Raw genomic sequence first — 24,549 nt, forward strand, 5'->3', positions numbered from 1 at the left:
ATGGCAATGCCAATCACCCCGCCGATCAGCGAAATCAGCATGGCCTCGGCCAAAAACTGCCGGCGCACGTCTGATGGCCCGGCACCCACCGCCATGCGCAGGCCGATCTCGCGGATGCGCTCGGTCACCGACACCAGCATGATGTTCATGATGCCGATGCCGCCGATGATGAGGCAGATGCCGGCGACCGCGCCGAGCAGCTTGGACATCAGGTTGGTGGTGGCGGTGCGGGTGGCGATGATCTGGCTCATGTTGCGCACCGTGAAATCATCATCCGCGCCCGGCTCTATCTTGTGGCGCTGGCGCAGCAGGCTTTCGATCTCGGCCTGCGCACTGGTGAGGTTCCTTGGGTCATCCACGCCAATGGCGATGTCGCGCACCGCGCCGGGCGGCACGCCCTGCGAACTGCTCAGCCGACGCCGCGCGGTTTCCAGCGGCACCACCACCAGATCGTCCTGATCCTGCCCCCAGCCGCCCTGCCCCTTCACCGACAGCACGCCGACCACGGTGAACGGCACCCGCCCAAGGCGAATGGTCTGGCCGATGCCGCTTTCCTCGCCGAACAATGCCTTGCGCACGGTCTCGCCGAGGATGACGGGTTTGGCGCTGCCGCCGTAGTCGCCGGCATCGAAGCCCTCGCCCTGCACCACCTGCCAGTCGTTGATCGCGAACCAGTCCGGCTGCACGCCCTGCCAGCTGGTGGCGGCATTGCTCTCGGCAAATACCACTTGCGTGCTGCCGCGCAGAGAACCGGCGGCGTACTGCACGGTGGCAATCTCGCTGCGGATCGCCTCCACATCGCCATCGTCCAGGCTCCAGCGGCTGCCTTGCGCAATGCGCGCTCCGCCCGGGCCCATGCCGCCGGCACCGCTGATGTCCAGCCGCTGCGAGCCAAGACCGGACACCATCTTGTCGATTTCGGCCTGCGTACCCTGGCCGATCGACACCATCACGATCACCGCCGCGATGCCGATGATCACGCCGAGTGATGTCAGCGCGCTGCGCATCCAGTTGCCGCGCAGGGCGAAGAACGCGGTGCGCAGGATGTCGAGGAAACTCATGCTGCGGCCTCCGCTTCCGTCTGCGCGTGCAGTTCGCCATCGCGCATCACGTAGGTGCGGTCGGCGTGCGCGGCAACGTGCGCATCATGGGTAATCAGGATGACCGTGTGGCCACCATCGCGCAGGCGCTTGAACAAGGCGAGGATTTCCTCGCCGGTCTTGCTGTCCAGCGCGCCGGTGGGTTCATCCGCCAGCAGGATCGGCGGGTTGTTGACCAGCGCGCGGGCAATCGCCACGCGCTGCTGCTGGCCACCTGACAGTTCATTCGGGCGATGGCCTGCGCGTTCGGCCAGGCCCACCGAAGCCAGCGCCGCCAGCGCACGCTCACGGCGTTCGGCAGGCGGCACTGCGGCATAGCCAAGCGGCATCGCCACGTTGTCGGTGGCGTCCATGCGCGGCAGCAGGTGGAAGCCCTGGAACACGAAGCCGATCTTGTCGCGGCGCAGTGTTGCCAGTGCTTCCGCATCCAGCGTGGAAACGTCCACCCCATCGCATTCGTAGCGGCCGGCAGTCGGCGTGTCGAGGCAACCGATCAGGTTCATCAGCGTTGACTTGCCGGACCCCGACGGCCCCATGATGGCGACAAACTCGCCGCGCTCGATGCGCAGGTCAACGCCCTTGAGCGCGATCACCTCGGCCTCGCTGCCGGGTGAATAGACCTTGCCCAGCCCGCGGGTCAGGATCACCGGCGCCTGTCCGGCTGCCGCCATCACGGCGCTCCCGTGGCCGCGTTTTCGCCGGAGATCACCAGGTCACCCTCGGCGATGGCACGACCGGACACCTCGGTGCTGCTGCCATCACTGGTACCCAGCCGCACCATCACCACCTGCGGTTTGCCATCGACCAGTTTGTAGATGCTCACCCGGCGCGCGTTGAGCTGCGCGTCCAGCGCCGCGTTCCACAGCCCGCGCTGGCGTTCGTCGAGCATGGCGGTGAAGGCCGCGAACTGCTGGTTGAAGCGCTCGCGCATGCGCGCACGCATCTGCGCCTTCATGCTGGCATCGCCGCTTGCCTGCCCGCCGCCCATGCGCATCCCAGGGCCACCAACGAACAGGCGGTTGCCGCTCTGCTGGGACTGGCTGGACTGCGCACTCTGGCTGCGCTCGGCCTGTCGCTGCTGCATCTGCGCCAGCGCATCGTCAAACGCGGCCTGCTGCTCCGGCGACAGCGCCAGCGTACCGGCCAGCGTGCGCAGGTCGTCGGCCATGCCGGCACCACCACCGGGGCCACGGCTGCCGCCGGCCTGCGAGCCCTGCGCTTCGGGCTGCAACTCTGCAAGCTGCGAACCTTCCGCCGGCTTGAAGCGCAGCGCGGCATTGCCCAGCTTGAGCACGTTCTCGCGCTTGCTGACTTCGATTTCGGCGTTCACGGTCAGGCCCGGCAGCAGGGTGCCGTCGCTGTTGTCCACGGTCACCACCACCGGATAGGTGACGACATTGTTCGATGTGGTGGCCGACAGGCGCACCTGTTCCACCACGCCACGGAACTGGCGATCGGGGAAGGCATCGGCCGTGAAGCCCACGCCCTGCCCCACCTTGACCTGCCCGATGTCGGATTCATCGACGGCCAGTTCGATCTTCATCTTCGCCAGATCCTCGGCGATGGTGAACAGCTCGGGGGCCGAGAAACTGGCAGCCACGGTCTGGCCCGGCTCGATCTTGCGGGTCAGCACCACGCCGTCCACCGGCGAGCGGATCACCGCGCGGTTGATGTTGACCTGGGTGTTCTTCAGTGATGCCGTCTGCTGGCGGATGGATGCCTGCGCCGCGTTCACCTGCGCCTGCGCCTGATCCAGCGCAGCGCGCGCCAGGTCATAGTCGCTGCGCGCGATCAGCTTCTGTTCGACAAGTTCCCGCTTGCGCTGGAAGTCCAGCGTGGCATTGCGCAAGCTGGCCTGCGCCTGCCGCAACTGCGCCTGCGCACTGGCGATCTGGGCATTGCCCTGCTCCATCTGCGCCTGATAGGTCGAAGGATCGATGCGCGCCAGCACATCGCCCTTCTTCACCGGGCTGTTGAAGTCCACCAGCACATCGGTGACCTGTCCGGAAATCTGGCTGCCCACGGTGACGGTGGTGATGGCGCTCAGCGTGCCGGTAGCAGAAATCACCACCCGGATGTCGCCGCGCTCCACCTTGACCGTGCGCCAGGCGTCCTCGGCGGATGCAGCCTTGCGTCCTTTCCACACATACCAGCCTGCGGCAAGTGCGGCGATGACGACGGCGGCAATGACGATCTTGCGCAAGGGGGATTTGGCGCGGCGGGGCTGGCTCATGCTGGCTCTGGGTCTGGAGTCGCGGATGTGAACGCGCGGATGCACGTCCGGTTGACAGCCGCGCATCTTAGCGGCGCATCGTGCCCTGCAACCGGGCCATTAGTCCCGGTCGTCACCCTTGAACAGGATGGTCGCGCGGGTTCCCTTCCCGGGCTCGCTTGCCAACAGCAGCGGCCAGCCGCAGCGCTGACCCAGACGATGTGCCACCGACAGCCCCAGCCCCGGCCCGGCGGGCTGGCCGGGACTGGCACGGAAGAAGGGATCGAAAGCACGCGCGATTGCCACTTCGTCCATGCCGATGCCGGTGTCTTCCACTTCGATGCGGTCTTCCAGCAGGCGCAGGCGCACTTCGCCGGCATCGGTGAAGCGCGCGGCATTGCTTAGCAGGTTGCCCAGCATCACCTGCAACACGCGATGCGACGCATGCAGTTCCGGCTCCGCCTGCACCTGCAACACCAGCGCGATGCCCTTGGCCGCAAGCTGCGGGCGGATGCGCTCGGCCTCGTGCTCCACCACTTCGCGCACCGGGAAGTCCTCGGTCGCCAGCGGCACCTCGTGGTCACGCGCCAGCAGCAACAGCGCGTCGATGAGCGCCTCCATCCCGGCCACCGCATGCTGGATGCGCGCCAGCGAACGGCGCGAACGTTCCGACAATCCTTCGTCGTGGCCGATCAGATCGCTTGCAACCCGGATCACCGTCAGCGGCGTGCGCAGTTCATGGCTGGCGTCGCGGGTGAATTCGCGCTCACGCTCGCGTGCGGCGACCTGAGGATCGATGGCCTTCGGCATGGGCATCGCCATCCCAATCAACCCATGACGTCGGCGATGCGATAGCCGGCGCTCTGCACGGTATGCAGCAGCGGCTTGTCGAACGGCTTGTCGATCACCTTGCGCAGGTTGTACAGGTGGCTGCGCAAGGTGTCCGAATCCGGCAGGCCGTTGCCCCAGATTTCGCGTTCGATCTCTTGCCGGCTGACCACGCGCGGCGATTCGCGCATCAGGATGGTGAGCAGGCGCATGCCGATGGGTGAAAGCTGCAACTCCACGCCACCACGGGTTGCACGCAACGAGGACGGATCCAGCGCCAGATCGGCTACCTTCAGTATTTCGGAACCCACCTGCCGGCGCTCGCGCCGGATCAGCGCGCGCAAACGGGCTTCCAGTTCCTGGATCGCGAACGGCTTGGTCAGGTAATCATCCGCGCCGGATGACAGGCCGGTCAGTTTTTCGTCCAGCGTGTCACGCGCGGTCAGCATCAGCACCGGCGTCGATTTGCGCGCCTCGTTGCGCAGGCGCTTGCACACTTCGATGCCGTCCAGACGCGGCAGCATCAGATCCAGCACGATCACGTCGTAGCTGTTTTCCGAGGCCAACCGATAGCCATCAAGACCGTCGGAGGCGTAATCCACCTCGAAGCCCCGGCCTTCCAGATACTCGCCCACCATCTCCGAGATGTTGCGGTTGTCTTCCACGATGAGGATCAAACCCGGCTGTTCCTGTGCGCGCATGCCTTCCCCACAATTGCTTCAGCTTTGTGAAATCCTGCGGGAACCGTGGTGGAAGCCGCGTGAAGGCTTACCCTTTGGCATCTTTCATGCCCGCCAAACGCCATGCCCATCGACCGCTTGCTGCCGCCCCTGCTGCTGGTGTTCTCCAACGTGTTCATGACCTTTGCCTGGTACGCGCACCTGAAGTACAAGGAAGTCGCGCTGTGGAAGGTGATCGTGGTCAGCTGGGGCATCGCCTTCTTCGAATACCTGCTGATGATCCCGGCCAACCGCATGGGCAGCGCGTACTACAACGCACCGCAGCTCAAGGGCATGCAGGAGGTCATCACCTTGCTGGTATTCGCCGGTTTCAGCGTGTGGTATTTGGGCCAGCCGATGAAGTGGAACCACTGGGCCGGCTTTGCCCTGATCGTCGTTGCGGCGTGGCTGATCTTTCTGGATTGAAGCCGACACCGCATGGATCCGGGCCCGCGATCAGACTAAAGTTACGTTGTTTGCTTGACACACTCACGATAAGTTCCGTGACAGGATGCGGCCAGATTTCCACCAGACGATCTTGATGGAGACGACAATGAGAATGAAGAACTGCCTTCTCAGCGCAATCCTCACTTTGAGTGCGCTTATGCTCCTACCACAGCAATCCGTTGCCCAGACATCTCCCAACCCACCGGGCACCGGGCCAGTAACGAACTGCTCCACGGGCTGCACTATCATCACCTGTAATGCAACCACTTGCACCGTACATTACTGCGATTACTCTGGCTGCCGGGAAATGGGTCAATACCCGCGCCCAAGGGATACGACCATGCCGAGCGCACGCCCAACAATCCAGAAAGATGCACAAGTTGGCAACCTGTCCCCAACAGACGCTCGATTGCAACTCGTTACTGCTTGTTCAGATGCGAACAAGGATTGCAGAGTCTATGTAGTGACACCGGAAGGATCTTCGTTCGTGGGAAGCTACTCTCCCTGAAGTTCTCCACTCGGCATCACCCAAGCGTAAAAATCAGAGCTGATTCGTAATGCTGCAAGGCATAACGGATCAGCTCTCTTTTCTGGCAACTATCAATCTCAAAACGGAATCCTGCCGATCAGGATGTCCTTGTACATCACCCAATCGCCGGCGAAGGAATACAACGGATGCTTGAAGGTGGCGGGGCGGTTCTTTTCAAAGAAGAAATGCCCGATCCAAGCGAAGGCATAGCCGGACAGCAGCGCCGCCAGCAGCCACCATGCATTGCCGCTCTTGATCGCCAGCACGATGAAACCGATGGCGAAGCTGCTGCCGGCAAAATGCAGGCGGCGGCAGGTGACGTTGCGATGTTCGCCGAGATAGAACGGATAGAACTCGCGGAAGCTGGTGAAAGCCGGCATACGTTGTTTACTCCCTTGGCTTGGCGCGTAGATGCCGAGCTTGCTCGGCATGGCACTGACAAGCGGAGCAAGCTCCGCCTCTACGGTTGCCTGGCGGATTTTTCCGCCGCCTTGGCCTGTTCCCAGTAACGATCCTGCGCTTCAAGCGACTTGCCGGCAAGACCACCATCGGCTGCTGCCAGCGCCTCCATCGCACGGAAGCGGCGCTCGAACTTCAGATTGGCGCGCCGCAGCGCCGCGCCCACATCGACCTTCGCATGCCGGGCAAGATTGGCGCAGACGAACAACACGTCGCCAAGCTCCTCCTCCAGCCGATCGCGTGCAGCGGCATCAAACGGATCAGCGGCAACCGCGTCGAACTCCACCCGCACCTCGTCGATTTCCTCGTGCAGCTTGTCCAGCACCGGCGCAGGCCCCGGCCAGTCAAAGCCGACCTTGGCCGCCTTGTGCTGCAATTTCACTGCACGCTGCCATTCCGGCAGACCACGCGAGATGCCGGCCAATGCCGATGTATCGGCATCACCTTTCGCCTCGCGCTCCGCGCGCTTGATCGCATCCCAATTGCGCATGACGGCGGCGCTGTCATCGGCATCCACTTCGGCTGCCGCTCCCGGCATCCTGCCTCCCGCAGCATTGGCATGTCCCTGTGCGTCAAAGACGTGTGGATGCCGCCGGATCATCTTGTCACAAATCGCCGCCACCACGTCCGGGAAGGCAAACACACCAGCTTCTTCCGCCATCCGTGCGTGGAACACCACCTGCAGCAGCAGATCGCCAAGTTCATCCTTCAAGTCGGCCATGTCGCCGCGGTCGATGGCGTCGGCGACCTCGTAGGCTTCCTCGATGGTGTAGGGCGCGATGGTGGAAAAATCCTGCTGAAGATCCCACGGGCAGCCGCCATCGGGGTTGCGCAGCTTGGCCATGATGGCGAGCAGGCTTGTGATGTCGCGATTGTCTTTCATGATTTTTGCTCGTCATTCCCGCGAAGGCGGGCCGCCCCTGACAGACAATTGCCTGTCCGATCCATGGATCGCTAACCCATTGAAAATCAAAGTCCATGGATTCCCGCCTTCGCGGGAATGACAGCCAAAGCAGCTAAAGACATTCGCGCAGCGCAATGTCACCCAGCGCAATGAAATCGCCATTGAGCAGCGTGTCGCGCTGGTTGTAGCGGAAGGGCCGGCCATGCGGATCAAGCACCATGCCGCCTGCGGCTTCCAGGATCGCCTGCCCTGCAGCCGTGTCCCATTCGCTGGTGGGGCCAAAGCGCGGGTACAGGTCGATGACACCCTCGGCAATCCTGCAGAACTTCAGCGACGAGCCGCAGCCCACCACTTCGCTACCCGGCAGCGCGTTGATCACTGCCTGCGTGCGCGCGTCGCGATGCGAACGGCTGGCGGCGATGCGCAGCGGCGGCAATGCGGGAATGCGCGCATGGATCGCCACATCCACATCCCCCTCGCGCCGGAATGCACCAAGGCTAGGCGCGCCATGCCAGAGCGCGCCGGTGGTGGGCTGCTGGATCACGCCGAGCGTGGCAACACCGTCCTCGATCAGCGCGATGTTGACGGTGAACTCGCCATTACGCTTGATGAACTCGCGGGTGCCGTCCAGCGGATCGACCAGCCAGAACCTGCGCCACTGGCGACGCTTGGCGATGTCGATGGCCTTGGATTCTTCCGACAGCACCGGCACGTCCGGCGTCAGCGCGTGCAGGCCGGCCACGATGCAGCGATGCGCGGCAAGGTCGGCAGCGGTCAGCGGCGAGGCATCATCCTTGTGCTGCACCGCGAACTGACTGTCATAGATCGACAGGATTTCACCGGCGGCTTCACGCACGATGGCGATCACCGCATCGCGCAACGCCTCATTCGCCCGCATGCTGCTTCAACCATTCGCGCGCAACGAACAACGCCGCGATGCTGCGGCCTTCGGAAAACTCCTCGCGCCCCAGCAACTGGCCGATTTCGTCCAGCTTCCACGGCACCACCTCCAGCTCCTCCGGCTCGTCGCCGGGCAGGCGCTGCGGGTACAGGTCGCGCGCCAGCACGATGTGCGTCTGGTGGCTCATGTAGGTCGGCGCAAGGCTGAGGCTGCGCAGCACGTCGATGCGGTGCGCGCCGTAGCCGGCTTCTTCCATCAGTTCGCGATTGGCAGCCTGCTCCGGCGTCTCGCCGGCATCGATGCGGCCCTTGACCAGCCCCAGCTCGTAGCGATGCACACCGGCGGCGTATTCGCGCACCAGCAACACGGTTTGCGCATCCAGCATCGGCACCACCGCGACAGCGCCGTGGCCGCGCCCGTGCAGGCGTTCGTAGCGGCGGCGCTCACCGTTGCTGAACTCAAGGTCGAGCCGCTCCATGCGGTACGGGCCGGCGTCGTGCTCGGTGATGCCGTGGATGACGGGCAGGCGGCGGCTCATGGCGCGGCTCCTGCGGCGATAATGGCGGAATGGAAAGGGTTCACGATGCCGACATGATAGCCGGGGCCGATGCGTGGCGCGCGCGCGACCTGCGCGTGCTCTGGCACCCCTGCACGCAGATGCGCGAGCACCCGGACGTGCTGCCGCTGGTGCCCATCGAACGCGGCGAAGGCACATGGCTGATCGGGCGCGACGGCAAGCGCTATCTGGATGCGGTCAGCAGCTGGTGGACCAACCTGTTCGGCCACGCCGAGCCTCGCATCGCCGGGGCGATTGCCACGCAGGCAGGCACGCTGGAGCAGGTGATCCTTGCCGGGTTCTCGCACCAGCCTGCGGTGGAACTGGCGGAAAAGCTGCTGGCCATCGCCCCGCGCGAACATTCTGTCAACGGCGAGGGCCGCGCGCCGCTGGCCAAGGTGTTCTATGCCGACAACGGTTCGGCGGGCGTGGAAGTGGCGCTGAAGATGGCCTTCCACTGGTTCCGCAATCGCGACGAAACGCGGCGCACGAAGTTCGTGGCGCTGGAAAACGGCTACCACGGCGAAACCATCGGCGCGCTGTCGGTGGGCGACATCCCGCTGTACCGCCGCGTGTATGCACCGCTATTGGCCGAAGCGCTGTTCGCGCCCTCACCCGATGCCTATCTGGCGCAGCCCGGCGAATCGCCCGCGCAATGCGCACAGCGCGCCGCTGATGCCCTGCGCGAATTGCTGGAACAGCACGCCGGCGAAGTCTGCGCGCTGATCCTGGAACCGCGCGTGCAGTGCGCCGGCGGCATGCGCATGCACGACCCGCTGTACCTGCGCCGCGTGCGTGAGCTGTGCGATGCGCACGGCGTGCTGCTGATCGCGGACGAGATCGCGGTTGGCTTCGGGCGCACCGGCACGATGTTTGCCTGTGAGCAATCCGGCATCCAGCCTGATCTTCTGTGCCTGTCGAAGGGTTTGACCGGCGGCTTCCTGCCGCTGGCGGCGGTGCTGGCGACGCAGGCGATCTATGACGGCTTCCTCGACGATTCGCGCGAGCGCGCCTTCCTGCATTCGCACAGCTATACCGGCAACCCGCTGGCCTGCGCGGCGGCACTTGCATCACTTGCGATCTTCGATAGCGATGATGTGCTGGCACGCAACCGCATCACCGCCGCGAAGATGGCTGTGCATGCACAAGCCATCGCTTCGCTGCCGCATGTGGCGGACGCGCGACAGGCCGGGATGATCGTGGCGTTCGAGCTGACGAAGCATGGCGACAAGCGCACGCCGTTCGATGCCGCGTCGCGCATCGGCCTGCATGCCTATCGCGCCGCATTGGAACAAGGCGTGGTGCTGCGCCCACTGGGCGACGTGCTGTACTGGATGCCGCCATACTGCATCGACGACGAACAACTCGATCTGCTGGCGCGGGTTACGCAAAGCGCAATTCTGGAAGCGACGGCGTGAACACCATCCCCACCCCAGCCCTCCCCTTGAAGGGGAGGGAGAGGAAAATCCGATGCGCCTGACCCGCAGCTACGTCGAACTGCCCCTGCGCGTCGGTGACACCATCGCACTGCCGGATGACGTTGCCGCACACCTGCTGCGCGTGCTGCGCCTGCAGGCAGGCGATGCCTGCGTGCTGTTCAATGGCGACGGCCATGACTTCGATGCGCGCATCATCGAAGCCGGCAAGCGCGGGGCGCGTGCGGAAATCCTCGCCACGCGCCGCATCAGCAACGAATCACCGCTGCGGATCGTGCTGCTGCAAGGCATCGCGCGCGGCGAGAAGATGGACTGGATCCTGCAGAAGGCCACCGAACTTGGCGTGGCCCGCGTGCTGCCGGTCAGCTGCGACCGCAGCGAGGTGAAGCTGGACGCGCAGCGCGCCGACAAGCGGCTGGCACACTGGCGGGAGGTCGTGATTTCCGCCTGCGAACAGAGCGGGCGCGCCATCGTGCCGGAGGTCGCACCACCGCAGCCGCTGGCATCCGCCGCTGGTTTGCGCGAAGGGCACGGCTTCATCCTCGACCCGTTTGCCGAGGCATCACTGTCGTCATTGCAGGCGACGCAACTGACTGCATGCACGATTGCGATTGGCCCGGAAGGCGGCTGGTCGCCGCGCGACCGAGAACAACTTGTTGCCGCCGGTTTTGATGGCCTGCGCCTTGGCCCGCGCGTGCTGCGCACCGAAACCGCCGGCATTGCCGCGATCAGCGCGTTGCAGGCTTTGTGCGGGGATATGGCTTAGGCCGCAGCCGCCAGCGCCTCGACCAGGCTTTCTTCCAGCACGGCGAGGTCGGGCACCAGCGCGTCGTCCTCGTTCAGGCGCACGCGGGCCAGCACGCCGGCCGGCACGTTGGCGTCATCACCTTCTGAGGAAAGCGCGGCCTCGGTCACCGTGACCAGTCGCGGGAAGCCCTGCGTCAGCACGGCGAAGAAGGGATGCTTGGGATCACCGCCCAATGCCTTCAGCACGATCACCTTGCTGCCCAGCCCGCCCTTCTCGTCGGCGATGCCGGCAAAGCGCGAGAACGCCACCAGCGGCAACTGCCAGCCGCGCCAGCGGATGCGGCCCAGCAGCCAGTCCGGGGCGTTCGCCACCGGCTCGGGATCGGCGAAGGACAGCACCTCGGCGATGGTCGCGTTGGGCAGCAGCAGGCGTGCGTCTGCCACCTGGATCAGCACGCCACGGATGATCTGTTCGTTGTCGGACATGATGGGCTACCTCAGGCGGGCCAGCGTTCAAGCAGTTTGCGGGAAAGCGCGGCCAGCGTGTAAGCCTCGCCACCGCGTGCCACCAGCGCATTGCTGGCGGCAGGATCGAAACAGTTTTCGGCAGATTGCCCCAACACAAGGCCACCGGCCCAGCGCATCGACAGTGCCGGATCGACCAGCGCAGCATCGGCACCACTGAGCAGCAGCAACGCACTGTCGGCCTGTGGCAGCGCGGCGAAGGTCGGTGCCTGCGCGGATTCGACAAAGATGAAACCATCCGCGCCGTCCTGCACATCCAGGCCGGGCGGCATGACATGCACCGTGCCGGCCTGCAACACGTCACCGGCCTGCGCCAGCACCACCTGCATCTGGGTTGCGCGCTGCATCTGCCGCACCAGCTTGTCGTACTGGCCGCCTTCGATGTGCTGGCACAGCAGCACCGGGCGCGGAAACCCCGCCGGCAAGCCGCCCAGCAACTGGCGCACTGCGTCCGGCCCGCCGATGCCGGCAGCCAGCACCACCGCGCCTTGCCGGGTGATGGCAGTACGCGCGGCAGGCACGTCCGGCAATGCCGCAACTTCAACGCTGAGGCGCGCCATGTCGTCCAGGAATGCGGCATTGCTGTCCGCCGCATCAACCCTGTTCGTCTGCGGCAGCACATCGTCATGCCCGTGCAGTTTTGCAGCCAGATGGCGCGCCCAGCGCGCGGCCTCCCAGCCATCACGACGCGCAGCAATATCGGCGTCGTCGAACATCACATCGATCGACGGGTCGGCCAGCAGCGCATCGAGCCGATCCAGCGCCTGCTCGGCCACCGGATCCAGCACGATCAGCAGCGCATCCGGGCTGGCGGCGCGGATGTCCGCCTCGCCCGCCGTCGCCGCGTCCAGGCTGGCAGCCAGTTCCGCGCCGGCCTGCGCCACTGCCGCCTCGGTGCGTTCGCGCGCGGCACCCGCGCGCGCCAGCACCACCACGCGCTTGCGGGTCATTGCAGCGTGCCGTCGCCGCCGCGCTCCAGCTTGAGCAGCTCGAACACGTTGCGCATGAGTTCGACTTCCTGATACGGCTTGCCGAGGTAACGTTCGACGCCGATCTGCATGGCGCGCTCGCGGTGCTTCTCGCCGGTACGCGAGGTAATCATGATGATCGGCACATTGCGCATGCGCGGGTCGGCCTTCATCGCCGTCGCGAGTTCATAGCCGTCCATGCGCGGCATTTCGATGTCGAGCAGCATGAGGTCGGGGATGATCTCGGCCATGCGTTCCAGCGCGTCCAAACCGTCCTTCGCGGTGGCAACCTCGAAGCTGTGGCGCTCCAGCACGCGCCCGGTGACCTTGCGCATGGTGACCGAGTCGTCCACCACCATGACCAGCGGCACCCGGCGCTGTTCGCTGACCTGCACGACCGGCGCGGCATCGCGCGGCATCGCGGCGTGGCGGCGCACCAGCGGCGCGACGTCGAGGATCACCACCACGCGGCCATCGCCCATGATGGTGGCACCGAAAATGCCCGGCACCGACGCCAGCTGCGGGCCACCGGACTTCACCACGATTTCGCGGTTGCCGACCACCTGATCGATGGCAACTGCTGCACGCAGTTCACCGGAACGCACCAGCAGCAGCGGCACCTGCATCTGACCTTCGGCCTTGACCGAAGCCGTGCCGACCAGCGAACCCAGATCGTGCAGCACGTAGTCCTCGCCACCGTAGCGGTAGCTCGCGCCGTCCTTCGCCATGTCCTCGCGGCTGATGCGGCCCACGCCGCGCACCGAGGCAATCGGCACCGCGTATTCGGTGTCGCCGATCTTGACGAACACCGCCTGGGTGACCGCCAGCGTCTGCGGCAGGCGCAGGGTGAAGGTGGTGCCTTCGCCCGGACGGGTGCTGATGTCGATGGAGCCACCGAGCTGGCGGACTTCGCTGGCGACCACGTCCATGCCAACGCCGCGACCGGCGAGGCGGCTGACGGTTTCGGCGGTGGAGAAGCCGGGCTCGAGGATGAGCTGGTCAAGATCACCATCGGCCAGCACCGCGTCGGCCCGGATCAGGCCGCGCTCGATGCCGCGCGCGCGGATCGCGTCGCGGTTCAGGCCGGCACCGTCGTCGCTGACCTGCAGCACGACTTCCGAACCTTCGCGGCGCACCGCCACGCGGATGCTGCCTTCCTCCGGCTTGCCGGCCTTGCGGCGGGCATCCGGGCTTTCCAGACCATGCGCGATGGCGTTGCGCAGCATGTGCTCCAGCGGCGCGGTCATGCGCTCCAGCACGTTGCGGTCGAGTTCGCCCTGCGCGCCGTCCAGCTTGAGCTGGGCCTGCTTGCCGGTTTCGCCGGCAGCCTGACGGATCACGCGGCGCAGGCGCGGCACCAGCGAATCGAACGGCAGCATGCGCGTGCGCATGAGGCCTTCCTGCAAATCGGAGCTCACCCGCGACTGCTGGGTCAGCAGGGTTTCGTAGTTGCGGGTCAGGTCTTCCATCGACCCGTGCAGGCTCTGCAAGTCGGCTGCCGATTCGGCCAGCGCGCGCGAAAGCTGCTGCAGGGTGCTGAAGCGGTCGAGTTCCAGCGGATCGAAGGTTTCGTTGCCGGCTTCGCTCTCGCGCTGGTAGCGGGCGATGATCTGCGCTTCGGTTTCGGCATCAAGGCGGCGCAGCTGGTCGCGCAGACGCAGGTTGGTCTGCTCCATTTCCTGCGCGGTGCCACGGAATGCCGCCAGCTGCTGTTCCAGACGGGCGCGATAGATCGCCACCTCGCCCGCGTAGTTCACCAGCCTGTCAAGCAGGTCGGCGCGGATGCGCACCTGTTCCTGCGGCGCGCGCGCGCCGATGTCGTCGTCGCCGAAGCCATCGTCCAGCATCGGCGCGGACAGCGGCTTGAGTTCGACCTTGCGCACCGGCACCGACGGCGCAAGCGCCATGCCAGCATCGGTATCCACCGCTTCCTGCGGTACCGGAATCGGCGCTTCGGCGCGGGCGTTGAACTCGTCGATCAGCCCCACCGGCATGCCGATGGCACGGCGCGCGGTGACACGGGTAATCATGCCGTGCAGGCGGTCGAACCCGCGCTCCAGCAGCGGCACGCCGTCTGCACCGAGCTCGGCACGCTGCGCGGCCACGGCTTCCAGCAGGGTTTCCATCGCATGGCCCAGCTCGCCCACCGGCATGATGCCGGCCATGCGCGCACCGCCCTTCAGCGTGTGCAGGTCGCGCTGCAGGCCAACGATCAGTTCCTGGTCGTCCGGGGTTTCACGCAACTGTGCCAGCAGGCCATCGGAGTGGTCGAGCAGGTCGCCACCTTCCTCAAGGAAGATATCGACCAGCTCCGCATCCAGCCCGTCCATGTCCAGCGCTTCGTCCGGGTCTTCCGCCGTGGTGGCGGCAGACAGCAGCGCAGCCAGTGCAGCCTGCTCGCGTGCCTTGGCGGCAGCGGCGGCTTCCGCAGCGCGGCGTTCGGCTTCGATGCGTTCGGCTTCTGCCCTTTCTGCGGCAAGGCGTTCGGCCTCGCGGCGCTCGGCTTCGGCGCGGGCCGCGGCGATGCGTTCGGCTTCCAGGCGCTCGGCCTCGGCCTGTTCGTCGGCAAGACGCTCCGCTTCGCGGCGTGCAGCTTCTGCTTCTTCCTCTGCGATGCGTTCGGCTTCGAGCCGCTCTGCTTCAAGGCGCGCGGCTTCTTCGGCGGCAAGGCGGTCTTCTTCGAGACGCTCAGCTTCCAGACGCGCAGCTTCTTCCATCGCAAGCCGCTCGGCTTCGGCCTGTTCGGCGGCAATACGCTCGGCTTCGAGGCGCGCAGCTTCGGCTTCTTCCACTGCGATGCGCTCGGCTTCAAGACGCTCCGCTTCCAGGCGCGCACTTTCTTCTGCGGCAAGGCGATCTGCTTCGAGACGCTCGGCGGCAAGGCGCGCGGCTTCTTCCGCCGCAAGCCGCTCGGCTTCTGCCTGTTCGGCGGCAATACGCTCGGCTTCGAGGCGCGCAGCTTCGGCTTCTTCCGCTGCGATGCGCTCGGCCTCGATGCGCTCGGCTTCCAGACGTGCAGCCTCTTCGGTGGCCAAACGCTCGGCTGCGGCCTGTTCGGCAGCGATGCGTTCTGCTTCCAGACGCGCGCTTTCTTCCGCAGCGAGGCGTTCGGCTTCGAGGCGTGCCGCTTGTTCCGCTGCGATGCGTTCTGCCTCCGCCTGTTCGGCGGCAAGGCGTTCTGCTTCCGCTGCGGCTTCCGCTTCGAGACGGGCGGCATCCGCAGCCGGATCGATGAACGGCAGACTGGCTTCCGGCAGGGCGTCGCGCAGGCTCGCCACGCGGGTCGCCAGCGCGGCGTACACCGGCACCTGCGCCGGCGCGGCCTGCAAGGCCACGGTGGAAGCGCGGATGGCATCGGCCACCTCGCCCAGCGCGGCCACGCCTTCGGCATCCACCGGCGTACCGGCAGCCAGCAAACGCTTGACATAGCCTTCAGCCGGCGTGGTGAAGGCGGTGACGGACGGCACTTCGGTCATCGCGAAGGCACCGTTGAGGGTATGGATGGCGCGCAACAGCGCATCGCTGGCACCGGTCTGCCCCGCGCGGGCGTGGGCCAGCCACGCATCCATGGTTTCCAGATGGCCACCCACCTCGGTACTGAGGATGTCGAGCAGCACCGGATCGACTTCTACCGCGACCGTGTCTGCGGTGGCTTCGACAGCCGGCTGCACCGGTTCCGGCGGCGACGGAGCCGCAGCGGTCGGCGCGGCGTCCAGCAGCACGTCCTCGCCTGCGGCAAGGCGGTCGGCGACTTCCTGCATCGCTGCGATGTCGATGCTGACACCGGCCTGGCCGCGCAACGCGGCATGCAGCTGCGGCAGTGCGGCACGCGCCTGACCGACATAGGCAACCACCGCCAGGCTGGCCGGACGGCTGCCATCCAGCACGCGGTTGAGCATGTTCTCGACATGCCAGCTGAACTCGCCCAGCACCTTGGCACCCACCAGCCGGCCACTGCCCTTCAGGGTGTGGAAGACACGGCGGATCGGGCGCAGCAGTTCACCGTCTTCCGGCACCAGCCGCCATGCGGGCAACAGGCCGTCGAGGTTGCCGATTTCTTCCTCGAACTCTTCCAGGAAGATTTCGCGGATTTCGTCGTCGATTTCATCGCCGGCGGATTCGAAGCCGGCATTGATGGCGGGCGCGTCGGCATGCGTGCTGACGGTCGCGGCCACGGCGGGCTCGGCCTGTGCCGGCTCGTCCTGCGCGAGGGTGGCGGCTTCCGGTTCCGGCGCGGCTTGCGGCGCATCGTGCGCGGCCTCGGGCAACACCGCCACCTTGTCGTCGGGCAGCGGCCAGTATTTCAACTGCTCCAGGCTATCGCGGGTCTTGTCCAGCAGATCCTGGCGCTGGCCCAGCGGGTCGCCCAGCGATTCCAGGTAATACTCGATGGCAGCCAGTGCATCGGCCAGCGTGTCCAGCTGGCGACCACCCGGCACGTTCTTCGCCTCGATCAGCTCGGCGTGGCTGTAGCGGCGCAGCGCTTCCAGATAACCGGCCGGCTCGGGCAGGTCGAGGATGCGCATCGCACCGGCGACCTCCGCCAGCAGGCGCGGCACCGGGTCAAGCACGGCGTGGTCCCAGCCGGTTTCGACGAAGGCGACGAAGGCGCTTCGCACTTCGGAAAAGTTGGCTGCGGCCTCGCGCGCCAGCGTGGACATGACCTTGCGCGATTCCAGCGCAAGCTGGTTGCCATCGCCAGCTTCGCCATTGCCCAGACGGGCGACCTGATCGTCCAGCGAATGCTCGATGAAGATCAGCGCGCCGGCCACTTCCAGCAGGTCGTTGTCACTCGGCGGACGCGCACCGGTGGCGATGCTATCGACCACCTTGCGCTGTTCCTGCACCACGCCACGCGCGGCGTCCAGGCCCAGCATGTTCAGGGTTTCGCCAATGCGCCCCAGCGCTTCGGCCTGCGGCTGCAGTTCCGCCACGTCGCCGCGACCGCCGCGCAGGAACAGGTCCAGCGCGTCCTTCACCCGCAGCAGGTCTTCCTTCAGCGCGGCAGAGACGGTGTCCAGCAGCGCGCGGTTGCGCCCGGCAAGGCTGCCGCGCGCGTGTTCGATTTCGGCCTCGGTGGGGGCCACCAGCAGGCTGGGCAATGCGTCCTGCTGCAGGGCATCGATGCCGCGTGCTGCGCGCAGTTCGTTGATGAGCGGCAACAGCACGATCGGGATGTCGCGATGACCGCCTTGCAGGCGTTCCAGATAATCCGGCAACTGCACCACGCCGCGCATCAGCGCCGCCAGCGCTTCGTCGCGCTGGGCCGGGCTGCCGGCATGCAGCGCGCTTGCCAGCGCCTCCATTTCGCCCGCCACCATCGCCGGCGCCTGCAGTTCCAGCATGCGCAGCGTGCCCTGCACCTGGTGCAGATGGCCTGCGCAGGCCCGCATCGGCGAGGGATCGCCCGGGTTTTCGACGAAGGCCTCGATCGCCAGGCGCGCCTGGCGCAGGGTCTCGTCGATCTCCGGTTTCACCCAGCCGAGTGCGGTGTGGTCGATGGCATCCCGCAGCCCCGTCGTCATGGCGTGGCTCCGTCAACGCCCCGCGCTGCGGGGCTGGCCTGGAGGGTGCTGTTCATCCCGTTCCCTAGTGCTGGTCTGCGTTCAGGCGGGCAGCTTGAAGTCGGCGACCGAACGACGCAGGTCGGCGGCGAGCTGGGCCAGGTTGCCGATCGACTCGGCGGTCTGGCTGGCACCCTGCGAGGTCTGCGCGGTGATCGACTGGATGGTGTTCATGGCCTGGGTGATGTTGGATGCCGCGCTGGACTGCTCCTGCGCCGCAACCGAGATGCCCTGAATCAGCCCGGACAGGTCGCTGGACACCTTTTCGATCTCGCCCAGCGCGGTACCCGCGTCTTCGGCCAGACGCGCACCGGCAACCACTTCCGAGGTCGTCTGTTCCATCGACGACACGGCTTCGTTGGTATCGGCCTGAATGGTCTGCACCAGCGATTCGATGCGCTTGGTCGCGTTCGAGGAGCGTTCCGCGAGGCGTTGCACTTCGTCGGCCACCACCGCGAACCCGCGGCCGGCCTCACCGGCGGATGCCGCCTGAATTGCCGCGTTCAGCGCGAGGATGTTGGTCTGTTCGGAAATGTCGTTGATCAGTTCCACGATCGAGCCGATTTCCTGCGAGCTTTCACCCAGCCGCTTGATGCGCTTGGAGGTTTCCTGGATCTGGTCGCGGATGCTGTCCATGCCGGCGATCGTCTGGCGCACCACGCCGGCACCGTTGGTCGCGATCTGCACCGAGCGGCGCGCCACTTCCGCGGAGTCTGCGGAGTTGCGCGACACCTGGTTAATGCTGGACGCGATTTCGTTGATGCGGTCGGTGGCGGAGTTGATTTCCTGCGCCTGGTGTTCCGCAGCTTCGGCCAGATGCATGGCGGTGGCCTGCGTTTCCTGCGCGCTGGACGCCACCTGCACCGAGGTGTCGTTGATGGTTGCCACCAGAGTGCGCAGCTGTTCCACGGCGAAGTTGATCGAGTCCGCGATCGCGCCGGTCATGTCCTCGGTCACGGTCGCCTTCACGGTCAGGTCGCCTTCTGCGAGCGAACCCATTTCATCCAGCAGGCGCATGATCGCCTCCTGGTTGCGGTCGTTCAGTTCCTTGGTGGTCTGGTAGCGGACACGCTGGGCGCGGCCCAGTGCCCACAACAGGCCGGCGATGGAGGCCAGCGCCAGCGCACCGGACAGGATGCTGATCCAGACGCCGCCGATGATGCTGGTGTCCTTCAGCGAGCCGAACGAGGTGAAGGCCGCGAACAGGCTTTCGCTGTCGGCCAACAGCTTGTCGGAACCGGTGGCCAGCGCCGCCGCCGAGGTCTGCGCACCGATCAGGCGCTTGGAGTCGCCGACGATGGCGTCCAGATCCTTCTTCATGCCTTCCCACAGGGTGTTGGCCTGGTTCAGCGGGCCAACCGCACCTGCTGCCGTCACCTTGGCGATGTCACCACCGCCGTTGCGCAGCGCGTTCATCGACCGGTCGAACACGGCGGCATCGCGGCCCAGTGCGTCTGCTGCCACCTGCGCGCCATCACCACCGGCGCGAAGCTCGGCGATGCGGCGGGCCATGGCCGCCGAGGTCACCACCTGCTGCAGCGCAGTGAATACTTGGCCAGACGTTGCACCGCCCGAAGCCAGCCCGCGCACCACTTCATTCAGCTGCGCCTGCAGCTGCGGCACCTTGCCGGTGAAGCTGTCGGCGCGACCGGCCAGCGCCAGCACCGCCTGCTGCGAGCCCAGCACTTCGTCGGCGCGCTTGGACAGCGGATCCCAGGTGTTGGTGACGGTGCGGATCGGCCCGGACACGCCGGCGGCGTCGCCGAAACGGTCGTTCAGGGTCTTGATGTCCTGATCGACTTCCTGCTTGGTGGCCTTGAATGCGTCGAAGGCCTGCGGGTTGCCCTCGATCGCCTCCCGGCCCTGGTTGGCGAGGCGCTGCGAGTTCAACTGCAGGCGCGATGCCGAGGTACTGGCACCACCGAGGCGCGAGGCCTTGGTGGTGGCGTACAGGGTGTTGCCCGCGAACACGAGCAGCGAACCGATCAGCAACCAGATCCAGAAGTTGGTGCTGAGATTGCGGCCCTTGCCGGCGACGGAATCCATCATAGTGCTCATGTTGCGACCTCGGCTTGCTTGGGAGTCCGCGGATTAGGCGGCGGCTTGGCGGAACTCGGGGGTACGACTCAGGCGATCGAGGCTGAACACGCCCCAGTCCTGGTCGTTCATGTGGTAAGCGCGGTCGATGAAGTGCGCGTAACGCCCTTCCGCGACCGTGTCCTTGTCGATGCCCTGACCATCGACGAAGCTGCGTTGACCGTACAGTTCATCGATGGTGACGGCGACTTCACCGCCTGGCTGGCGCACCACCAGCACGCGCTGGCTTTCGTGCAACACGGTGCGTTCGCCTTCCAGGAATTGCTTGAGGTCAACCACCGGCAGCAGGGTACCGCGCACGTTGGCCACGCCCAGCATCCACGGCAGCGAGCCGGGAACATGGGTGAGCTGCGGCATCGGCAGGATTTCGACCACCTCGTCGAAACCCGATGCCAGCCGGTGGCTGCCGACCCGATAGGCCACGCCGCGCCACAGGCCGGGCGCGTCGAGCTGCTCCGGCAGGCCGGCGACATGGGCCAGGCTGCGCTGTTCGTAATCGGCCAGCACCAGGAACGGGGTGCGACGGTCGCGCGCAAGCGGCTGCCGCACGGGGCGCGCGGGCGCTGCCAAGGCTTCGATGGTTTCAGGCGTGCTGCTGTCGGCATCAGCCACGGCATCGAGCGTTGCGAACCCGGCTTCGACCGCTTCCGTCTCCGTCTGTTCGGCAGCGGCACGGGCGTCCTGCACCTGCGCCGCAACCGGCGCAGACGCCTGCGGCGTGCCCTTGTTCTTGTGCTTGCCGCGCTTGGCCATGACTCAGTGCCCGATCAGTGCATTGATCCGCGCGATCAGGTCCTGCTCGCGCGGTGGTTTGACGATGTAGTCCCGGGCACCCTGGCGCAAGCCCCAGACGCGGTCGGTATCGAGGCTCTTGGTGCTGACGATCAGCACCGGGATGTGGCTGGTGTCGGCGTCGCGCGAAAGCGCGCGGGTTGCCTGGAAGCCGTTCATGCCGGGCAGCACCACGTCCATCAGCACCAGATCGGGCATGTCGCGCTTGCAGCTGGCGATGCCGTCCTCGGCGCTGCCGGAGGTGGAGACCTGATGCCCGTTGCGTTCCAGCAACTGGGCCATCACCGCCGCTTCGGTCGGCGAGTCCTCGATGAGAAGAATGCGTGCCATGTGCTGCCCTACCCCCCGGTCAGGCGTTGACGTAAGTCCGGATCGCGCCAAGCAGTTCTTCCCGCGTGAACGGCTTGGTCAGATATTGCTCGGATCCCACGATACGGCCACGGGCCTTGTCGAACAAACCATCTTTCGACGAAAGCATGATGACCGGCACGTTTTTGAAGGTCTGGTTGTTCTTGATGAGCGCGCAGGTCTGATAGCCGTCCAGCCTCGGCATCATGATGTCCACGAAGATGATCTGTGGATCGTGGTCGGCGATCTTCGACAGCGCCTCGAAGCCGTCGGTGGCGGTCACCACCTCGCAGCCTTCGCGCACAAGCAGCGTTTCCGCCGTGCGCCGGATCGTCCTGGAATCATCAATGACCATCACCCTCAAACCCTTGAGGTCGATGCTCGTACCGTCCTGCTGCGCCATGTGTTCCCCTCTGCGCTCGTCGCTTGCCGCCGCGTCTTCGCGCGGTACGGGCTGTCTATATCCCAGCATGCACGCGGCCTGTCAAGCGCCGCATTGCGTCACCCCAATGGTCGCAGCACGTCGCCTGCTACCATCCACGCACCTCTTTCCGGGCATGAAAATGGCGCAATCGACGGTGCTCGACGTGGTGGTGGTGATGGATCCGATCGAGGCCATCAAGACCACCAAGGACTCCAGTTTCGCGATGCTGCTGGAAGCGCAGCGGCGCGGCCACCGGCTGCATTACGTGCGCCCCGGCGGGCTTGCGGTGCGCGGCGCACGTGCGCTGGCAATCGCTGCGCCACTGACGCTGCGCGACACACCCGGCGATCATTTCACGCTGGGCGGGTGGAAGGAACTTGCATTCGGGCCGGGTCAGGTGGTGCTGATGCGCACCGATCCGCCGGTGGATGCGAACTACCTGCACGACACCCAGATCCTCGCCCTGGCGCAGCATCAGGGCGCGCTGGTGGTGAATGATCCGCAGGGGCTGCGCGATTTCAACGAAAAACTGGCGGCGCTGCTGTTCCCGCAGTGCTGCCCGCCGACGCTGGTCAGCCGCGATGCCGCCGCGCTCAAGGCGTTCGTGGGCGAACACGGGGACGCCGTGCTGAAGCCGCTGGACGGGATGGGCGGGCGCTCGATCTTCCGGGCCCGCGCGGGTGATGCCAACCTCAACGTGATCCTGGAAACCCTGACCGAAGGCGGGCGTCACCTTGCCATCGCCCAGCGCTACATCCCGGAAATCGTGGATGGCGACAAGCGCATCCTGCTGGTCGATGGCGAGCCGGTGGACTACTGCCTTGCGCGCATCCCGCAGGGCGACGAGTTCCGCGGCAACCTGGCCGCTGGCGGGCGCGGCGAAGGCCGCCCACTGACCGAACGTGACCGCTGGATCGCCGCGCAGGTGGGCCCTGAAATGCGTCGGCGCGGGATGCTGTTCGTCGGGCTGGACGTGATCGGCGACTACCTGACCGAGGTCAACGTCACCAGCCCCACCTGCATCCGCGAGCTGGACGCGCAGTTCGGCCTGAACATCGCAGGCCTGCTGTTTGACCGCATCGAGGCACTGGCGAGGCGCTGATGGCAGCCGCTGCACCCCCAATGCCGGCAGCACCCCGGATCGGTGAATCCGAGCGCCTGACCGCCACCATGGTGCTGTCCGTGCTGCTGCACGCGATGCTGATCCTCGGCATTGGTTTTGCGGTGGAAAATGCCGCGCCGCTGATGCCGACGCTGGACGTGATCCTGACCCGCACGCAGACGCCGCTGACGCCGCAGCAGGCGGATTTCATGGCGCAGGCCAACAATCAGGGCGGCGGCGAAGACGCCAAGAGCAGCCGCCCCACCGCGCCGCAGGCCGGCCCGCTGCCGCAGCCGGAGGATGGGCTGGCACCACGTCCGCTGCGCGCGCAGTCGCCCGCGCCCAGCCCGCCGCCGGACGCGCGCGTGGCGGCATCGACCCGTGGCGAGAATGTGCTGCCTGCCGCCAGACCGCAGCCGCAGGTCGATGCCAATATCGCCCCGCAGGGCCGCGAGAAAATCGAGCGCGACATCGAAATGGCACGGCTTGCCGCCGAAATCCAGCTGCGCTCGCAGGAATACGCCAAGCGCCCGAAGCGCAAGTTCGTCTCCGCCAGTACCCGGGAATACGCCTGGGCCGAATACCTCCGTGGCTGGGTGGACCGTGTGGAGCGCGTGGGCAACCTGAACTATCCGGACGAAGCGCGCCGCCGCCGCATCGGTGGCCTTGTGGTCATCAGCGTGGGCGTGCGCCGCGACGGCAGCGTGGAAAGCACGCGCATCATCCAGTCCAGCCATATTCCGATGCTGGACCAGGCCGCCATTCGCATCGTCCAGCTGTCGCAGCCGTTTGCGCCGCTGCCAAAGACGCAGGATGACCCGGACGTGCTGCACGTCACCCGGACGTGGCAGTTCCTGCCCGGCGGCGAACTGGTGGATCGCTGAACCGCGCCGCGATCAACGGAACATGCAGTCGATCACGCGCTGTTCGCGCGCGATCAGCTCTTCCAGCGCGCCATCCCAATCGCCTTGCCTGTGCGCGAGCGGCACATAGCCGCCGCTGTCTTCCTGCATGTAGCGCAGGTCGGAATGGGTGATGCGGAACACGCCGTCGCCGGCTTCGACCGTCATCTTGCTGGCAACGCCGCGGTCGGCCCAGCGCTTGCGGTAACCGATCCGCACGCCCACTTCCAGCCGCCCCTTTTCGGTATCGGACGAGGCGACGACCAAGCCCTCCACGCCCTGCATGCAGGCCTGCGCCTTGTCCATGATCCGCCCGCTGGTGCCGGGAAAAGCGTACTGCGTGCCGCTGATGCCACGGATCGGGCGGTGCTCCAGCGACGTGTCAACATCGAGCACATGGCGCTGGAACGCCACGTCTTCGGCGACCGCCGGCACTGCCAGCAACATGGCGATCAGGAACAGGCTTCTACGCACTCGCATTACTCCGGAGGACAATCATGCTGTCCTGCAGCATAACCCGCTGAAATCACCCTGCAACCCTTTGCCGCGCTGGCCTCAGCCCTTTGACACGCCCAGCGCCTGCCGCTGGGCGATGGTCAGCGCCACGTCATTGCGCAGGTAGGCCGGTTCGATGCGCTCCGGCGCGATCGCGCCACCACGCGCAAACAGCAGCGCACCAAGGCGGGCCACGTCCGCTGCATGCGGCAGCGCCTGCGCATCCACCGAGGCCAGCCGCCCGCCAAGCCGCGCCGCCAGCGCGCCATCGGCGGCAGCAAAGCCGGTGCCGACGCCATGCCAGCCATCGCCATCCGGGATTGCCACCGCATCCGGTTTCGCCACAACCTCGTCCGACAGTGCAACAAGGCCATCGCCATCGCGGGCGAACGCGCCCAGATACACCTCGCCCATGCGCGCGTCGATGGCGGCGATGATGTGGCCCGCACCCCCCCTCGGCACCCAAACCCCCCACGCGGGGAGATGGGAAGGAA

The 24,549-nt window shown here is 66.2% G+C and carries 23 protein-coding genes; 5 read left to right on the top strand and 18 right to left on the bottom strand.

The genetic code is table 11. The features are described 5' to 3' along the window. The 5 genes from QM612_RS12335 to QM612_RS12355 form a co-directional block, all read right to left on the bottom strand. Positions 1–1,061, bottom strand: a 1,061-nt coding sequence (locus QM612_RS12335; RefSeq protein ID WP_415254182.1) for an ABC transporter permease, incomplete at its 3' end; no start/stop codon positions are given. Further along, positions 1,058–1,771 (bottom strand): ABC transporter ATP-binding protein, encoded by a 714-nt coding sequence (locus QM612_RS12340; RefSeq protein ID WP_415254183.1) that lies wholly within the window; start codon positions 1,769–1,771, stop codon positions 1,058–1,060. The genes QM612_RS12335 and QM612_RS12340, both read right to left, overlap by 4 nt. Then, positions 1,771–3,333, bottom strand: a complete 1,563-nt coding sequence (locus QM612_RS12345) for an efflux RND transporter periplasmic adaptor subunit (protein WP_415254184.1) — start codon at positions 3,331–3,333, stop codon at positions 1,771–1,773. Before QM612_RS12345 ends, QM612_RS12340 begins: the two co-directional genes overlap by 1 nt. A 99-nt stretch (positions 3,334–3,432) precedes the next feature. Then, complete coding sequence (locus tag QM612_RS12350) at positions 3,433–4,122, bottom strand: sensor histidine kinase (protein ID WP_415254185.1); 690 nt, start codon at positions 4,120–4,122, stop codon at positions 3,433–3,435. A gap of 17 nt (positions 4,123–4,139) precedes the next feature. Next, positions 4,140–4,841 (bottom strand): response regulator transcription factor, encoded by a 702-nt coding sequence (locus tag QM612_RS12355; protein ID WP_415254186.1) that lies wholly within the window; start codon positions 4,839–4,841, stop codon positions 4,140–4,142. A gap of 102 nt (positions 4,842–4,943) precedes the next feature. Here QM612_RS12355 and QM612_RS12360 point away from each other — a divergent pair, with 102 nt between their 5' ends. After that, positions 4,944–5,285, top strand: coding sequence for a DMT family protein (locus tag QM612_RS12360; RefSeq protein WP_415254187.1), 342 nt, complete (start codon positions 4,944–4,946; stop codon positions 5,283–5,285). Between the two features lie 627 nt (positions 5,286–5,912). Here QM612_RS12360 and QM612_RS12365 read toward each other — a convergent pair. The 4 genes from QM612_RS12365 to nudE form a co-directional block, all read right to left on the bottom strand. Next, entirely contained in the window at positions 5,913–6,215 is a 303-nt protein-coding gene (locus QM612_RS12365) for an Mpo1-like protein (protein ID WP_415254188.1), read from the bottom strand. Between the two features lie 80 nt (positions 6,216–6,295). Next, positions 6,296–7,177 (bottom strand): nucleoside triphosphate pyrophosphohydrolase, encoded by an 882-nt coding sequence (gene mazG, locus QM612_RS12370; RefSeq protein ID WP_415254189.1) that lies wholly within the window; start codon positions 7,175–7,177, stop codon positions 6,296–6,298. 133 nt (positions 7,178–7,310) lie between these two features. Next, positions 7,311–8,096, bottom strand: a complete 786-nt coding sequence (gene cysQ / locus QM612_RS12375) for a 3'(2'),5'-bisphosphate nucleotidase CysQ (RefSeq protein ID WP_415254190.1) — start codon at positions 8,094–8,096, stop codon at positions 7,311–7,313. Beyond that, entirely contained in the window at positions 8,083–8,637 is a 555-nt protein-coding gene (nudE, locus tag QM612_RS12380; protein ID WP_415254191.1) for an ADP compounds hydrolase NudE, read from the bottom strand. Before nudE ends, cysQ begins: the two co-directional genes overlap by 14 nt. Before the next feature lie 53 nt (positions 8,638–8,690). On the opposite strand from nudE, the gene bioA reads away from it, so the two are divergent. Both bioA and QM612_RS12390 read left to right on the top strand, forming a co-directional pair. Next, the gene (gene bioA / locus QM612_RS12385) at positions 8,691–10,073 is read left to right on the top strand and encodes an adenosylmethionine--8-amino-7-oxononanoate transaminase (RefSeq protein WP_415254192.1); all 1,383 of its coding nucleotides are present in this window, start codon (positions 8,691–8,693) and stop codon (positions 10,071–10,073) included. A 52-nt stretch (positions 10,074–10,125) separates the two neighbouring features. Next, the gene (locus tag QM612_RS12390) at positions 10,126–10,857 is read left to right on the top strand and encodes a 16S rRNA (uracil(1498)-N(3))-methyltransferase (protein ID WP_415254193.1); all 732 of its coding nucleotides are present in this window, start codon (positions 10,126–10,128) and stop codon (positions 10,855–10,857) included. Here the strand turns inward: QM612_RS12390 and QM612_RS12395 are convergent. From QM612_RS12395 to pilG, 7 genes are all read right to left on the bottom strand, one after another. Beyond that, positions 10,854–11,324 (bottom strand): chemotaxis protein CheW, encoded by a 471-nt coding sequence (locus QM612_RS12395; RefSeq protein ID WP_415254194.1) that lies wholly within the window; start codon positions 11,322–11,324, stop codon positions 10,854–10,856. The genes QM612_RS12390 and QM612_RS12395 overlap by 4 nt on opposite strands. An 11-nt stretch (positions 11,325–11,335) precedes the next feature. After that, complete coding sequence (locus QM612_RS12400; RefSeq protein ID WP_415254195.1) at positions 11,336–12,313, bottom strand: chemotaxis protein CheB; 978 nt, start codon at positions 12,311–12,313, stop codon at positions 11,336–11,338. Beyond that, the gene (locus QM612_RS12405) at positions 12,310–17,856 is read right to left on the bottom strand and encodes an Hpt domain-containing protein (RefSeq protein WP_415254196.1); all 5,547 of its coding nucleotides are present in this window, start codon (positions 17,854–17,856) and stop codon (positions 12,310–12,312) included. Before QM612_RS12405 ends, QM612_RS12400 begins: the two co-directional genes overlap by 4 nt. Positions 17,857–17,937: 81 nt before the next feature. Next, the gene (locus QM612_RS12410; protein WP_415254197.1) at positions 17,938–19,953 is read right to left on the bottom strand and encodes a methyl-accepting chemotaxis protein; all 2,016 of its coding nucleotides are present in this window, start codon (positions 19,951–19,953) and stop codon (positions 17,938–17,940) included. A gap of 33 nt (positions 19,954–19,986) precedes the next feature. Then, positions 19,987–20,541, bottom strand: coding sequence for a chemotaxis protein CheW (locus tag QM612_RS12415; protein WP_415254203.1), 555 nt, complete (start codon positions 20,539–20,541; stop codon positions 19,987–19,989). Between the two features lie 207 nt (positions 20,542–20,748). Continuing rightward, entirely contained in the window at positions 20,749–21,114 is a 366-nt protein-coding gene (locus QM612_RS12420; RefSeq protein ID WP_415254198.1) for a response regulator transcription factor, read from the bottom strand. A gap of 19 nt (positions 21,115–21,133) precedes the next feature. After that, positions 21,134–21,535, bottom strand: coding sequence for a twitching motility response regulator PilG (gene pilG / locus QM612_RS12425; RefSeq protein ID WP_415254199.1), 402 nt, complete (start codon positions 21,533–21,535; stop codon positions 21,134–21,136). Positions 21,536–21,695: 160 nt separating this feature from the next. Between pilG and gshB the strand changes: the two genes are divergently transcribed. Together gshB and QM612_RS12435 are read left to right on the top strand one after the other, a co-directional pair. Next, positions 21,696–22,658, top strand: a complete 963-nt coding sequence (gene gshB, locus QM612_RS12430) for a glutathione synthase (RefSeq protein ID WP_415254200.1) — start codon at positions 21,696–21,698, stop codon at positions 22,656–22,658. Beyond that, positions 22,655–23,542, top strand: coding sequence for a TonB family protein (locus QM612_RS12435; protein ID WP_415254204.1), 888 nt, complete (start codon positions 22,655–22,657; stop codon positions 23,540–23,542). Before gshB ends, QM612_RS12435 begins: the two co-directional genes overlap by 4 nt. 12 nt (positions 23,543–23,554) lie before the next feature. Here QM612_RS12435 and QM612_RS12440 read toward each other — a convergent pair whose 3' ends face one another. Together QM612_RS12440 and QM612_RS12445 are read right to left on the bottom strand one after the other, a co-directional pair. Continuing rightward, on the bottom strand, positions 23,555–24,034 hold the full coding sequence (locus QM612_RS12440) for a hypothetical protein (RefSeq protein WP_415254201.1): 480 nt from the start codon (positions 24,032–24,034) through the stop codon (positions 23,555–23,557). A gap of 81 nt (positions 24,035–24,115) precedes the next feature. After that, positions 24,116–24,549 (bottom strand): tRNA threonylcarbamoyladenosine biosynthesis protein TsaB (locus tag QM612_RS12445; protein ID WP_415254202.1); only part of this gene is annotated, 434 nt, incomplete at its 5' end.

Origin of the sequence: Thermomonas sp. (assembly GCF_047606765.1) — a bacterium.
In the GTDB taxonomy this organism is placed as follows: Bacteria; Pseudomonadota; Gammaproteobacteria; order Xanthomonadales; family Xanthomonadaceae; genus Thermomonas.

Coding starts and splice junctions, on each gene's coding strand:
- QM612_RS12340 (WP_415254183.1), bottom strand. CDS start 1,771: ATGGCGGCAGCCGGACAGGCGCCGGTGATCCTGACCCGCGGGCTGGGC.
- QM612_RS12345 (WP_415254184.1), bottom strand. CDS start 3,333: ATGAGCCAGCCCCGCCGCGCCAAATCCCCCTTGCGCAAGATCGTCATT.
- QM612_RS12350 (WP_415254185.1), bottom strand. CDS start 4,122: ATGCCGAAGGCCATCGATCCTCAGGTCGCCGCACGCGAGCGTGAGCGC.
- QM612_RS12355 (WP_415254186.1), bottom strand. CDS start 4,841: ATGCGCGCACAGGAACAGCCGGGTTTGATCCTCATCGTGGAAGACAAC.
- QM612_RS12360 (WP_415254187.1), top strand. CDS start 4,944: ATGCCCATCGACCGCTTGCTGCCGCCCCTGCTGCTGGTGTTCTCCAAC.
- QM612_RS12365 (WP_415254188.1), bottom strand. CDS start 6,215: ATGCCGGCTTTCACCAGCTTCCGCGAGTTCTATCCGTTCTATCTCGGC.
- mazG (WP_415254189.1), bottom strand. CDS start 7,177: ATGAAAGACAATCGCGACATCACAAGCCTGCTCGCCATCATGGCCAAG.
- cysQ (WP_415254190.1), bottom strand. CDS start 8,096: ATGCGGGCGAATGAGGCGTTGCGCGATGCGGTGATCGCCATCGTGCGT.
- nudE (WP_415254191.1), bottom strand. CDS start 8,637: ATGAGCCGCCGCCTGCCCGTCATCCACGGCATCACCGAGCACGACGCC.
- bioA (WP_415254192.1), top strand. CDS start 8,691: ATGATAGCCGGGGCCGATGCGTGGCGCGCGCGCGACCTGCGCGTGCTC.
- QM612_RS12390 (WP_415254193.1), top strand. CDS start 10,126: ATGCGCCTGACCCGCAGCTACGTCGAACTGCCCCTGCGCGTCGGTGAC.
- QM612_RS12395 (WP_415254194.1), bottom strand. CDS start 11,324: ATGTCCGACAACGAACAGATCATCCGTGGCGTGCTGATCCAGGTGGCA.
- QM612_RS12400 (WP_415254195.1), bottom strand. CDS start 12,313: ATGACCCGCAAGCGCGTGGTGGTGCTGGCGCGCGCGGGTGCCGCGCGC.
- QM612_RS12405 (WP_415254196.1), bottom strand. CDS start 17,856: ATGACGACGGGGCTGCGGGATGCCATCGACCACACCGCACTCGGCTGG.
- QM612_RS12410 (WP_415254197.1), bottom strand. CDS start 19,953: ATGAGCACTATGATGGATTCCGTCGCCGGCAAGGGCCGCAATCTCAGC.
- QM612_RS12420 (WP_415254198.1), bottom strand. CDS start 21,114: ATGGCACGCATTCTTCTCATCGAGGACTCGCCGACCGAAGCGGCGGTG.
- pilG (WP_415254199.1), bottom strand. CDS start 21,535: ATGGCGCAGCAGGACGGTACGAGCATCGACCTCAAGGGTTTGAGGGTG.
- gshB (WP_415254200.1), top strand. CDS start 21,696: ATGGCGCAATCGACGGTGCTCGACGTGGTGGTGGTGATGGATCCGATC.